We start from the raw sequence: 12,477 nt of genomic DNA, 5'->3' as shown, positions 1-12,477 counted from the left end.
CAAGGGCTTCCGAACCGTGTGGACGGTTAGGAAGGGCACGCGGGTGGCTGCGGCACGGTCCATGCCAATGCCGCCGAACATGTCCCGGCCCGGTTGGAGGCGCTGGGTACCGCTGCGGGTCTGGACCGGACAGCGCTGCACAGCCAGTTGGCGGCGGCGTTGTCGGTGGTGGTCCACCTCGTACGGGACCGGGCCGGCCGGCGGAAGATCTCCGAGATTCAGGTGCTGGAGCGTGACGGGGCGGGGCTGGTGGTGACCGTTCCGGCCTTGCGCTGGGGGGCGGCCGGATTCGAGCGGGAGCGGGGCTGGGAGCGGCTGTGGGCGCTGATCGGGGGTGAGCGGTGAGCGGTTCACCGGTGGGGGTGCCGGATGCGGTGCATGCGGCCGCGCTGTGTGCGGGGGCGGCGGCCGGCCTGGTGGTGGCCGGTCGGGCACAAGGGCTTCGGAGAGCGCGGGTGCTGTTCGGCCGTGGGACGGGGCAGTCGCCCCTTCGGGAGGGCTGGCAAAGGGGTTGGCTCCGGTTCGGCGGGTGGATTGGGGACCGGCGGGAGTGGTTGTGCCTGCCGGTGGCTCTGGTACTGGCCGTCCTTGGTGAGTCCGTGTTGCCGCTTATCGCGGCGGTGGCCGCGGTCCCCGTGGTGCGGCGGTGGCTGAAGCGGCGAGAGCTGAGCAGGGAACGGGAACGCCGGGCCGACGGGGTGGTGGACCTGTGCGGTGCGGTGGTGGGCGAACTGAGAGCCGGGCAGGAGCCGGGGCAGGCACTGCTTGTCGCGGCGTACGGCACGGGCGCATTGGGCGCCGCGGGAGCTGGGGTGTCGGCCGCGGCGCGGTTCGGGGGTGATGTTCCGCGGGCGCTCGGACAGGCGGCGTGCGAGCCGGGTCTGGAGGGTCTGGCGGGAGTGGCCGCCTGCTGGCGGGTGGCGGCGGACGGTGGCGCCGGTCTCGCAGCCGGTCTGGACCGGCTGGAGGGCGCGCTACGGGCCGAGCGGCGTCGACGGGAGGAACTGCGGGCACAGCTGGCCGGCGCCTGGTCGACGGTCACGGTACTGGCTCTGCTGCCGGTGCTGGGTCTGGGGCTGGGAGCGGCGCTCGGGGCGGACCCGCTGGGGGTGCTGCTGCACCGTTCCGCCGGTCTGGTCTGTCTGGTGATGGGCGCGTCGTTCGAAGCGGCGGGCCTGTTCTGGGCGACGCGGATCGTCCGTAGAGGAGAAGGCGCATGAGCGCCCTGGTCGGCGCGTTCGGTGAAGTCGTCCACAGGGTGGGGGTGGTGGGGCTCGTGATGGGCATGTGTGTCCAGCCGGCGCTCGCTATGGGCCGCCACCGGGCCGGGCAGCGGGTGCGACGGCGCGGGGTGGCGCTCGTTTACGGGACCTCTGGTGCACCGGTGACCCCGGGCGGGCGCACGTGCCGGGCGGGCATGTCCCCGAATCGGATGCGGTTGCCGGTTTCCGGTGCCGGGGCCAGGCGGTGGGCGGCGGTGCTGGGGGCAGTCCCGACGGGCTGGTTTCTGGTGGGCGGTTCCGCCGCGGGATGGGTGGTCGGGGCGGCGGCGGCCTATGGCGTTCGGCGGTGGCAGCGCGCGCGGCTCGGGCAGGCGCCGCGAGTCGCCGCCGAGAAAGCGGCGAGAGCCGCGGAGTCCCTGCGTCAACTCCCGCTGGCCGCGGACCTGCTGGCGGCCTGCATCTCTGCGGGAGCCGGTCCGCGCGAGGCGGCCGAAGCGGTCGGTGAGTCGCTGGGCGGGCCGGTCGGTGAGCAACTGGTGCGGACGGCGGCGGAGATCCGGCTCGGGGGCGACCCCACTGTCGCCTGGGGGAGGTTCGGGGCGATACCGGGCGCTGCCGCCCTGGCGCGCTGTCTGGACCGAGCCGGGGTGACGGGTGCTCCTGCGGCGGAGCCAATGGCCCGACTGGCCGAGGCCATGAGAGCCGAGAGGGCGAGCGCGGCGGTGGCCCGGGCCCAGCGGGCGGCCGTGCTGATCACCGCCCCTGTCGGGCTCTGCTTCCTGCCTGCCTTTCTGACGGTGGGCGTGGCGCCTGTGGTCATTGGCCTGGCAGGAGGGCTGCTGCAGTCCTGATAAGCCCGGAAAGCGAAATAAGGCGATTAGTCCAAGAAATCCAGGTTTAGTGGAGGGTTGAAGTGATGCGGAAAATCATGCGCTGGGCGCGAGCGGTGGCACGCAAGGTGCGGGCGGACACCGGAATGACGACCTCGGAATACGCGGTCGGAACAATTGCTGCGTGTGCCTTTGCCGCGGTGCTCTACAAGGTGGTCACCAGCGCGCCGGTCATGGCGCAGCTGCAATCGCTGCTCAAGAGCGCGCTCGATGCGAAGTTCTGACGGCGGTGCCGGGGTGCCGACGGGCTCCGGGGGAGGTGCGGGGCGGGAGAGGCACGCGCTGGAAGGGACCGGGGGACATGTCGGGCGGGAGGGACACGCCCGGGGGGAGACAGCCGAGCCGGCCGGGCAGCGGGGCGATCAGGGCGCGGTGACCGCGGAGGCGGCCATGGTCATCCCGGTGCTGGTGATCTTCGTGCTCGCCCTGCTGTGGGCGTTGATGGCCGCGTCGGCCCAGATCCGGTGTGTGGACGCGGCTCGGGCAGGCGCACGTGCGGCAGCCCGATCCGAATCCGAGGCGCAGGTGAGGGAGGCCGCCCTTTCGGCGGCGCCCCGACGGGCCCGGGTCGAGGTGGAGCGGGCCGGGGAACTGTGGCGGGTCACCGTGGCCGCTCCGTCATCGGGCCCTGGGCCGCTGGCTGTGACGCTGACCGCCGAGGCCGTGGCGGCGGCCGAGGATCTGATGGGGGCCGAGGACCAGGTGGGGGCGGCGCCGTGACGTGGCCCGGTCCGCGCGGGCCGGCCCCGGGGGCGCACAGGCTGCGAGTGCGCGGAAGGCGGGTGCGTGGAAGTCGGCGGGACCAGGGGCTGGCGACCGTGTGGGCCGCTGTGACCACGGCGGCGCTGTGCGTGGTCTTCGCGGCGGTCCTGGCTCTCGGGCAGGTGGTGGCGGTCCGGCACCGAGCCGGGGGCGCGGCCGACCTGGCCGCGCTGGCCGCGGCCGACCGGGCCTTGGAGGGCGCCGTTGTCGCCTGCCGGGCGGCCCGGGAAGTGGCCGTGGCGCAGGGGGCGGAGGTGGTGCGGTGCAGCGTTCAGGGGGAGGTCGCCGATGTGACGGCCCGGGTGCGGCGTGGGCCGTACGCACCCGAGGTGAGGTCCCGGGCGGGCCCGCCGACGGCAGGGCCCACGGGCCGCCCGGACCGCCCGTCTCACCCGGGTTCGTTCACCTCACGAGGAGCATCCGTCTCAGCCGGACCGTGCGTCTCACTGGGGTCCGTTTACCTCATCAGGACCCGCCTCTATCGGGCCCTCCCCCTCGCCCGGGTCCGGGGGAGTGGAGCGGAGGAGCTCCGTGAGCAGGCGGACGGCGCCTCGTTTGTGCAGCGGCTCGTTGCCGTTGCCGCACTTGGGGGACTGGATGCACGACGGGCAGCCCGCCTCGCACTCGCAGGACGCGATCGCCTGGCGTGTGGCGGTCAGCCAGGCGCGGGCGGTGTGGAAGGCGCGTTCGGCGAAGCCGGCCCCGCCGGGGTGGCCGTCGTACACGAAGACGGTGGGCAGCAGGGTGTCCGGATGAAGCGGTACGGATACCCCGCCGATGTCCCAGCGGTCGCACGTGGCGAAGAGCGGCAGCATCCCGATCGACGCGTGCTCGGCGGCGTGCAACGCGCCGCCCAGGATCTCCGGGTTGATCCGTGCCGCATCGAGCTGGTCCTCGGTGACCGTCCACCACACGGCACGGGTGCGCAGGGTGCGGGGCGGAAGGTCCAGTTTGGTCTCGCCGAGCACCTCGCCGGTGATCAGTTTGCGACGGAGGAAGGAGACAACCTGATTGGTCACTTCCACCGAGCCGTAACAGAGCCGCCCGTTCCCCCACGGGATCTCGGTGTCGGTGTCCAGGACGGCGATGGCCGTGGTGTCGCGTGCGGTCGTCGAGTACGGCGGACTGGCCTCCTCGACCAGAGCGACCGAGTCCTCCAGGTCCAGTTTCCGGACCAGATAGCTGCGCCCCTGGTGGAGGTGGACGGCCCCCTCGTGGACTGCGGTGTGGGCGGCGGACTCGTCGACGGTGCCCAGCAGCCTGCCGGTGCCCTCCTCGACGATCTGGACCGGGCGGCCGCCCTCGCCACGGATGTCGGTGAGGTCGGCGGCCCGCTCGCGCCGGGTCCAGTGCCAGCCCGATGTCCGCTTGCGGAGCAGCTTCGCGGCTTCCAGTTGCGGCAGCAGCTCGGCCGCGGCGGGGCCGAAGAGGGTCAGGTCGGACGCGGTGAGCGGCAGTTCCGCGGCGGCGGCACACAGGTGGGGAGCCAGGACGTAGGGGTTGTCCGGGTCGAGGACGGTCGACTCCACGGGCTGCTGGAACAGGGCTTCGGGGTGGTGGACGAGGAAGGTGTCGAGCGGGTCGTCGCGGGCCACCAGGATGGCGAGGGCGCCCTGGCCGGCCCGCCCGGCGCGGCCGGCCTGCTGCCACAGCGAAGCCCTGGTGCCGGGATATCCCGCGATGACGACGGCGTCCAGGCCGGAGACGTCGATGCCGAGCTCGAGGGCGGTCGTCGCGGCCAGCCCGAGCAGGCTGCCGGAGTGCAGCGCGCGCTCCAGGGCGCGCCGTTCCTCGGGGAGATAACCCCCGCGGTAGGCGGCCACCCGGGAGGGCAGGGAGCGGTCGATCTCGGCGAGGCGTTCCTTGGCGATGACGGAGATCAGCTCGGCGCCACGCCGCGAGCGTACGAACGCGACGGAACGCACGCCCTGCACGGTCAGGTCGGTGAGCAGGTCGGCGGTTTCGGCCGTGGCGGTACGGCGCACGGGGGCGCCCTTCTCGCCGGACAGCTCGGTCAGGGGCGGCTCCCACAGGGCGAAGACCAGTTCGCCGCGCGGGGAGGCGTCGTCGGCCACCTCGGTGACCGTGAGGCCGGTCAGCCGGCCGGCCGCCACCGAGGGCTCCGCAGCGGTGGCGGAGGCGAGGAGGAAGACCGGATCGGCGCCGTAACGGGCGCACAGGCGGCGGAGCCGGCGCACCACCTGGGCGACGTGCGAGCCGAAGACGCCCCGGTAGGTGTGGCACTCGTCGATGACGACATAGCGCAGGGCGCGCAGGAAGGAGGACCACCGGGGGTGGGACGGGAGTATCCCGCGGTGCAGCATGTCGGGATTGGTGAGCACGTAGTTGGCGTACTGACGCACCCATTCGCGTTCTTCCACGGGAGTGTCGCCGTCGTAGACAGCGGGCCGGATTCCGCTGCCCAACGGAGCCGCCAGTTCCCTCACCGAGCGCCGTTGGTCGGCCGCCAGGGCCTTCGTGGGGGAGAGGTAGAGGGCGGTCGCTCCTCGGCCGTTGGGGGCCTCGGAGCCGTCCAGGAGGGCGCTGAGGACCGGGGCGAGGTACGCCAGCGACTTGCCGGAAGCCGTGCCGGTGGCGATCACGACCGACTCGCCGTCCAGCGCGTGCTCCGCCGCCGCGGCCTGGTGGGCCCATGGGTGATCGATACCGGCCTTCCGGATGGCGGCGATCACTTCCGGGCGGATGCGATCGGGCCAGATGGCATGGGTTCCCGTACGCGGGGGCAAGTGCTCCGTATGAGTGATGCGCGCGGACCGGCCCGCCCCTGCGGCGAGCCGGTCGAGGACCACGTCGGGAGAGGGGCGAGAGCCCCCGCTCGCGGGCGGTCGACTGGGGCGGTGATTCTTGGCCATCGGCACCGAGTGTGTCACTGGCAGGACGGACAATGGCCCCAAGGCGTCGTGCATGGCTGCCCGTAAGTGATTGAATGCCATCGCGGCTGGCGATCCGTCCCCCGGCTCCGCCGGGGAGACCGAGGGGCGACCGCTCGATAGCAAGGTGCTGGAGGATCCGTGGACCTGTCCTTGTCGACTCGCAATGTGTCCGGCCCTGGTGGCGACCGTACGGTCGTCGAGGTCGGTGGCGAGATTGATGTGTATACCGCGCCCAAGCTGCGCGAGCAGTTGGTCGAGTTGGTGAATGACGGCAGCTACCACTTGGTTGTCGACATGGAAGGCGTCGACTTCCTCGACTCCACCGGCCTCGGCGTGCTCGTGGGTGGCTTGAAGCGTGTGCGGGCCCATGAGGGCTCGTTGCGCCTGGTGTGCAACCAGGAGCGCATTCTCAAGATTTTCCGGATCACCGGTCTGACCAAGGTGTTCCCGATCCACACCACGGTCGATGAGGCCGTGGCGGCGACCGACTGACGTTCTGTCCGCGGTCGGGCCGGCTCCGGCCGGTCCGGCGGTGGTCGGTACGACAGCGGTTCCGCACCAGGACGGCCGGAGTGACCGGTCGCCGTTCATCGACGACCGGTGATCCCGACGGCCGGTGTGCGGCACGCTTCCGTCACCCGTTCGGCGGTCTGCGGCTGATTTCATCTGCGGACCCGCGGCCGGGTCGCCACGTGACCGGGCCAGTGGTTCGGCGGTCGTCGAACCACTGAGCGGCCGCCGCACGCGCGGGGGCGACGTTGTTCGTCCGGATGGCCGGAGTCGCGGATGACGTGTCGTCCGGATGATGGTCGCCCGGATGGTCGGGGGCCGTCAGGTCCGGTGGGCAGGCCCGTGGGCCGGCCTGTGAATCGGCGGGTCGAGTCACTGGCCTCGCCGCAGAAGACAGAGCTCAGGATCACCGGGCCACGCGCCCGCCTCCTGGGGATGCATTCACGTACGTTCGAGGGGGATCGCATGGCCACCGTTGAACTCCGCTTCAGCGCCCAGCCCGAACACGTCAGGACGGCCCGCCTCGTGGCGGCTGCCGTGGCGCGCCGGGCCGGGGTCGACGAGGCCGTGCTCGACGAGGTCAGACTCGCCGTGGGAGAGGCCTGCAGCCGCGCGGTCGGGCTGCACCGCAGCCATGGCATCACGGCGCCCGTCACGGTCGTCCTGATCGAGGACGAGAAGTCCTTCTCCATCGAGGTCGGCGACGAGGTGCCCGGCCCGGGTGCCGACGGGTCGGTGCCCGGTGGTGTCTCCGGACACCGCGACGCCACGCCCGGCGTGGGACCGGACGAACCGGATACCGAAGGCGACGGCGAGGACGAGATGGGCCTGGCCGTCATCAGCGGTCTGGTCGACGACGTGGAGGTCAGGTCCGGGGCGGATGGCGGAGTGATCCGTATGAGCTGGTCGAAGACGCCCGTCACCCTTCTTCCCTGAGGCGGCTCGGCCCCCGGGGCGGTTCGGCCACCTCGACGGAGTGGCCGGCCACACCTGATCCATTTTTCCGAGGCCCTGCTGAGCAGGGCCTTTTTTCGTTTGGGTCCGATCGATGATCTGAGGGCAATGCGTCTGCCCCATTACTGCATTCGGTCCAGGCGGAGAACTCGATCAATTGCCGTTCGGTGGATGAAGGTCAATTACATTTACCGCGCACTGTTTTGATCGTGTCCCGCTCCCTACAATCCGTCCACGTCTTGAGCGCTGAGCGTCAAGGAGGACGTATGGCGGGGTTCGGCACCACACCACTGGCAGAACTGACGCAGTTTTCCGCACTTTCCGACCCACCCACCACTCTGGCGGCCGCGGTACTCACCGATGACAACCGCGTCATCGTGATCGTCGTCGCGGTCGTCGCCGTCGCCGCACTGGTCGTCGCCCAGCTACTGGTACGCCAGGTGCTGGCGGCGGGCGAGGGCACCGAGCGCATGAAGGAGATCGCGGCGGCGGTCCAGGAGGGCGCGAATGCCTATCTGGCCCGGCAGTTGCGCACGGTCGGCGTATTCGCCGTCGTGGTCTTCTTCCTGCTTCTGCTGCTTCCTGCCGACAACTGGTCGCAGCGCGCGGGCCGTTCGGTGTTCTTCCTGGTGGGTGCGCTTTTCTCGGCAGCCACCGGATACATCGGTATGCGGCTGGCCGTACGGAGCAATGTCCGGGTGGCGGACGCCGCGCGTGAGGCGACTCCGGCGGAAGGCGAACCGGAAAAGGATCTCACCACTGTTTCGCACAAAGCCATGAAGATCGCTTTTCGAACGGGTGGCGTGGTCGGCATGATCACCGTGGGGCTGGGCCTCCTCGGCGCCTCCTGCGTGGTCCTCGTCTACGCCGCCGACGCGCCCAAGGTGCTGGAGGGCTTCGGGCTCGGTGCGGCGCTGATCGCGATGTTCATGAGGGTCGGTGGAGGCATCTTCACCAAGGCGGCCGATGTCGGCGCCGACCTGGTCGGCAAGGTGGAACAGGGCATCCCGGAGGACGACCCCCGCAACGCCGCCACCATCGCCGACAACGTGGGCGACAACGTCGGGGACTGCGCCGGCATGGCGGCCGACCTCTTCGAGTCCTACGCCGTCACGCTGGTCGCCGCGCTCATCCTCGGCAAGGCTGCCTTCGGCGACTCGGGGCTGGCCTTCCCCCTGATCGTTCCGGCGATCGGTGTGGTCACCGCGATGATCGGGATCTTCGCGGTGGTCCCGCGACGTGCCGACCGCAGTGGAATGACCGCCATCAACCGCGGATTCTTCATCTCCGCCGTCATCTCGCTGGTGCTGGTGGCCGTCGCGGTCTTCGTCTACCTGCCGTCCTCGTACGCGGAGCTGGACGGGGTCACGGACGCGGCCATCACCTCCCACGGCGGGGATCCGCGGGTCTTCGCGCTGGTCGCCGTCGCCATCGGCATCGTGCTGGCGGCCCTGATCCAGCAGCTGACCGGCTACTTCACCGAGACCGGCCGGCGCCCCGTCAGGGACATCGGCAAGTCCTCCCTGACCGGACCGGCGACGGTCGTGCTCGCCGGAATCGCCATCGGTCTGGAATCCGCCGTCTACACCGCGCTGCTGATCGGGCTCGGCGTCTACGGGGCGTTCCTGCTGGGTGGTACGTCGATCATGCTGGCGCTCTTCGCGGTGGCGCTGGCCGGTACGGGCCTGCTCACCACCGTCGGTGTCATCGTCGCCATGGACACCTTCGGACCGGTCTCCGACAACGCGCAGGGCATCGCCGAGATGTCCGGTGACGTCACGGGTGCCGGCGCGCAGGTCCTCACCGACCTGGACGCCGTGGGCAACACCACCAAGGCCATCACCAAGGGAATCGCCATCGCCACGGCCGTTCTGGCGGCAGCGGCGCTCTTCGGCTCCTACCGGGACGCGATCGCCACCGCCGTGGACGACGTCGGCGCCTCGGCCGGGGAGATGGGGCTGAGTCTGGACATCTCCCAGCCCAACAACCTGGTCGGCCTGATCCTCGGCGCCGCGGTGGTCTTCCTCTTCTCCGGCCTGGCCATCAACGCGGTGTCCCGCTCGGCGGGCGCCGTGGTCTACGAGGTGCGTCGGCAGTTCCGTGAGCACCCAGGGATCATGGACTACACGGAGAAGCCGGAGTACGGGCGCGTCGTCGACATCTGCACCAAGGACGCGCTGCGCGAGCTGGCCACCCCCGGTCTGCTGGCGGTCCTGGCGCCGATCGCGGTCGGCTTCACCTTCGGCGTCGGCGCACTCGGCTCGTATCTGGCGGGTGCGATCGGCACCGGAACGCTGATGGCCGTCTTCCTCGCCAACTCCGGCGGTGCGTGGGACAACGCCAAGAAGCTCGTCGAGGACGGCCATCACGGCGGCAAGGGCAGTGACGCCCATGCCGCGACCGTCATCGGTGACACGGTCGGCGATCCCTTCAAGGACACGGCCGGGCCGGCGATCAACCCGCTGCTCAAGGTGATGAACCTGGTGGCGCTGCTCATCGCACCCGCGGTGGTGCAGTTCAGCTACGGCGAGGACGCGAGCGCGGGGGTGCGCGCGGTGGTGGCGGTACTGGCCATCGCTGTCATCGTCGGGGCGGTCTACGTCTCCAAGAGGCGGGGGATCGCGGTGGGCGACGAGGACGGTCCCGACGGCGGGGGCGGGGGAGGTACTGCCAGGCCGGCCGACCCGGCAGCCGCTCGGTGAGCCGGAACCGGCGCGGCGTACGCGGCTCCTAGCCGACGCACGGTCAGAGGACGGGCGGGCGTGCCATTCTGAGGTCGCGTCCGCCCTCCGTGCGAGGGGTGAGCCGTTCAGGTGTTCCCATGCTTGGGGGCCGTGCGGGTGAGTTGTATCTCCCTCATTTCCCTTGGTGCAAATGGCTGCAAAAGACCACCCATCGGACGCCCGGCACCCGGATGGAGGGCGCTCGGCGTGTAAGTTCCGGGGCCGAGAGCCTTGGAAGGGACCAATCCGGTGAACAAGAAGCTTGCGGCCGCGCTGTCCGGCGGTGCGGTACTGGTACTCACGCTGTCGGGCTGCAGCGACGACAGCGATGACAAGGTGAACGACTGGGCCAAGAAGGTCTGTGACCAGGTCCAGCCCCAGCTGCAGAAGATCGCGAACGCCAACGCCTCCATCCAGCAGCAGACCGCGGACAACAGCAAGCCCGTCGACGTCCAGAAGACCGACTCGGCCGCCTTCCAGCAGATCTCGCAGGCGTACAAGGCGCTGGGCACGGCCGTCGATTCCGCGGGCCCGCCGCCGGTCGACGACGGCGAGACGACGCAGAAGGAGGCCGTGAAGGAGCTCAACGCCTCCTCCGTGGCCTACGCGAACCTGCAGAAGAAGGTCGACGACCTGGACACGAAGGACCAGGCGAAGTTCGCCGACGGGCTGAAGGGCATCGCCGACGAGCTGAACAAGATCAGCACCAATGGTGACCAGGCGCTGAAGAAGCTTCAGTCCGGCGAGGTCGGTACCGCGATGGCCAAGCAGAAGGGCTGCCAGAAGCCGACCGCCTCGGCTGCGCCCTCCGGCGACGCGTCGAAGCAGGCGACTCCCTCCAAGGAGGCGTCCGCCTCAGCCAGCGCGAAGGCGTAGCGGGGGTTCGCGACGGCCCGGCGGCCCCCTGCGGGCCGCCGGGCCGCTGCCGTTGTCAGTGCGAGCCGTCACAATGGGGCATGTGAGTAAGACCAGCCTTCCCGCAGCAGACCACGCGACCCGGCTCCGCGAAGCCCTCCTCGCCGCCGCCTTCACCGCCGACGGGCTCCTCGACCTGCTCGGCGCACCTGCCTACGCCGCGCTCGCCCGCAGCGAGACGGTCCCGGCGCTGCGGGCCACCTCGGGCGACGCACCGCTCGACACGCTCGTGCGCCTCTTCCTCCTTCAGCGCCCGGTCCCCGCGGGCCGGGCGGCCGCCGTGCTGCCGCTGGCGGAGTGCGTGGCCGACGGCTGGCTGACCGAGGCGGACGGCGAGGTGCGGGCGACGGTCGATGTGCGGCCGTACGGCGGGCCGGAGGAGCAGGACTGGTTCATCGTGTCCGACCTGGGCTGCGCGGTGGGCGGCGCGGGCGGGATCGGTTCGCACGAGGAGGGCGTCGTCCTCGGGATCGGCGGGGCCTCCACCACTCTCGCCGGGATCACCGTCCGCAGGCCCGTCGGCTCCGCCCTCGACGTGGGTACGGGTTCCGGCATCCAGGCGCTCCACGCCTCGCAGCACGCCACCCGGGTCACGGCCACCGACCTCAATCCACGTGCCCTGGACTTCACCCGGCTCACCCTCGCCCTGTCCGGCGCAGCCCCGGCCGACCTGCGCGAGGGCTCCCTGTACGAACCCGTCGGCACCGAGACGTACGACCTCATCGTCTCCAACCCGCCCTTCGTCATCTCGCCCGGCGCCCGTCTGACCTACCGCGACGGCGGTATGGCGGGCGACGACCTGTGCCGAACCCTCGTGCAGCAGACCGGTGACCGGCTCAACGAGGGGGGCTACGCCCACTTCCTGGCCAACTGGCAGCACACCGGGGACGAGGAGTGGCAGGACCGGCTGCGGTCCTGGGTGCCGCAGGGCTGCGATGCCTGGATCGTGCAGCGCGAGGTGCAGGACGTCACGCAGTACGCGGAGCTGTGGCTGCGCGACAGCGGTGACCACCGCACGGACCCCGCCGAGTACGCCGCGCGGTACGACGCCTGGCTCGACGAGTTCGAGGCCCATGGCACGAAGGGGGTCGGCTTCGGCTGGATCACGCTGCGGAAGTCCGCCGCGGCGGCGGCCGGCGAGCCCTCGATCGTCATCGAGGAGTGGCCGCACGCGGTGGAGCAGCCGCTCGGACCGGCCGTCGAGGCGCACTTCGCCCGCCAGGACTACCTGCGGGAGCAGGACGACGCGGCGCTGCTGGCCGCTCACTTCACCCTCGCCGCCGAGGTGGTGCAGGAGCAGGTGGGGATGCCGGGGGCCGAGGACCCCGAGCACGTGGTGCTGCGGCAGAACCGCGGCATGCGGCGGGCGACGAAGGTCGACGCGGTCGGTGCCGGGTTCGCCGGGGTGTGCGACGGATCGCTGCCCGCCGGCCGGATCCTGGACGCCATCGCCCAGTTGATGAACGAGGACCCGGTGCTGCTGCGCGACCGTACCCCGCAGGCCATCCGCCTGCTGGTCGAGGAGGGCTTCCTGGAGCCCCTGCCCCGGCCGGCCGGATGACCGCATGATCCGTATCGAGCTGGACGAGGCGTCGCCCGGCGCGAC

10 protein-coding genes and 2 pseudogenes are annotated in these 12,477 nt (G+C 71.2%); 11 read left to right on the top strand and 1 reads right to left on the bottom strand.

Annotated features, from left to right (window positions below; all coding sequences use genetic code 11):
- Positions 1-33: 33 nt before the first annotated feature.
- From ACFYPA_RS14050 to ACFYPA_RS14025, 6 genes and pseudogenes are all read left to right on the top strand, one after another.
- Positions 34-345 (top strand): annotated as a pseudogene (locus ACFYPA_RS14050) (ATPase, T2SS/T4P/T4SS family); the annotation flags it as partial.
- On the top strand, positions 342-1,220 hold the full coding sequence (locus ACFYPA_RS14045) for a type II secretion system F family protein (RefSeq protein ID WP_389131839.1): 879 nt from the start codon (positions 342-344) through the stop codon (positions 1,218-1,220). The pseudogene ACFYPA_RS14050 and the gene ACFYPA_RS14045, both read left to right, overlap by 4 nt.
- Complete coding sequence (locus ACFYPA_RS14040) at positions 1,217-2,074, top strand: type II secretion system F family protein (protein ID WP_389131836.1); 858 nt, start codon at positions 1,217-1,219, stop codon at positions 2,072-2,074. Before ACFYPA_RS14045 ends, ACFYPA_RS14040 begins: the two co-directional genes overlap by 4 nt.
- Before the next feature lie 65 nt (positions 2,075-2,139).
- A complete protein-coding gene (locus ACFYPA_RS14035; RefSeq protein WP_359351423.1) occupies positions 2,140-2,337 on the top strand; it encodes a DUF4244 domain-containing protein in 198 nt (65 codons plus the stop codon).
- A complete protein-coding gene (locus tag ACFYPA_RS14030; RefSeq protein ID WP_389131832.1) occupies positions 2,324-2,833 on the top strand; it encodes a TadE family type IV pilus minor pilin in 510 nt (169 codons plus the stop codon). Before ACFYPA_RS14035 ends, ACFYPA_RS14030 begins: the two co-directional genes overlap by 14 nt.
- Positions 2,830-3,165 (top strand): annotated as a pseudogene (locus tag ACFYPA_RS14025) (Rv3654c family TadE-like protein); the annotation flags it as partial. The gene ACFYPA_RS14030 and the pseudogene ACFYPA_RS14025, both read left to right, overlap by 4 nt.
- A gap of 153 nt (positions 3,166-3,318) precedes the next feature.
- On the opposite strand, the gene ACFYPA_RS14020 reads toward ACFYPA_RS14025, so the two are convergent.
- Positions 3,319-5,829 carry a DEAD/DEAH box helicase gene (locus ACFYPA_RS14020; protein ID WP_389131829.1) on the bottom strand — a complete coding sequence of 837 codons (2,511 nt, stop codon included), beginning with the start codon at positions 5,827-5,829 and terminating at the stop codon, positions 3,319-3,321.
- 78 nt (positions 5,830-5,907) lie between these two features.
- On the opposite strand from ACFYPA_RS14020, the gene ACFYPA_RS14015 reads away from it, so the two are divergent.
- The 5 genes from ACFYPA_RS14015 to ACFYPA_RS13995 all read left to right on the top strand — a co-directional run bounded on the left by ACFYPA_RS14015 (position 5,908) and on the right by ACFYPA_RS13995 (position 12,432).
- Positions 5,908-6,261 (top strand): STAS domain-containing protein, encoded by a 354-nt coding sequence (locus tag ACFYPA_RS14015; RefSeq protein ID WP_003967428.1) that lies wholly within the window; start codon positions 5,908-5,910, stop codon positions 6,259-6,261.
- A gap of 483 nt (positions 6,262-6,744) precedes the next feature.
- Positions 6,745-7,215, top strand: coding sequence for an ATP-binding protein (locus tag ACFYPA_RS14010; protein WP_359080687.1), 471 nt, complete (start codon positions 6,745-6,747; stop codon positions 7,213-7,215).
- Between the two features lie 284 nt (positions 7,216-7,499).
- Positions 7,500-9,935 (top strand): sodium-translocating pyrophosphatase, encoded by a 2,436-nt coding sequence (locus ACFYPA_RS14005; protein ID WP_389131827.1) that lies wholly within the window; start codon positions 7,500-7,502, stop codon positions 9,933-9,935.
- Positions 9,936-10,205: 270 nt separating this feature from the next.
- Positions 10,206-10,832: a small secreted protein gene (locus tag ACFYPA_RS14000; protein WP_359080683.1), complete on the top strand. Its 627-nt coding sequence runs from the start codon at positions 10,206-10,208 to the stop codon at positions 10,830-10,832.
- Between the two features lie 73 nt (positions 10,833-10,905).
- Positions 10,906-12,432, top strand: coding sequence for a methyltransferase (locus ACFYPA_RS13995; RefSeq protein WP_389131824.1), 1,527 nt, complete (start codon positions 10,906-10,908; stop codon positions 12,430-12,432).
- The last annotated feature ends 45 nt before the right edge of the window (positions 12,433-12,477 follow it).

This window comes from Streptomyces sp. NPDC005775 (assembly GCF_042871565.1).
Lineage (GTDB): Bacteria > Actinomycetota > Actinomycetes > Streptomycetales > Streptomycetaceae > Streptomyces.
Note: the sequence above shows the minus strand (reverse complement) of the source record. Positions and strands in the feature narration are given on the sequence as shown.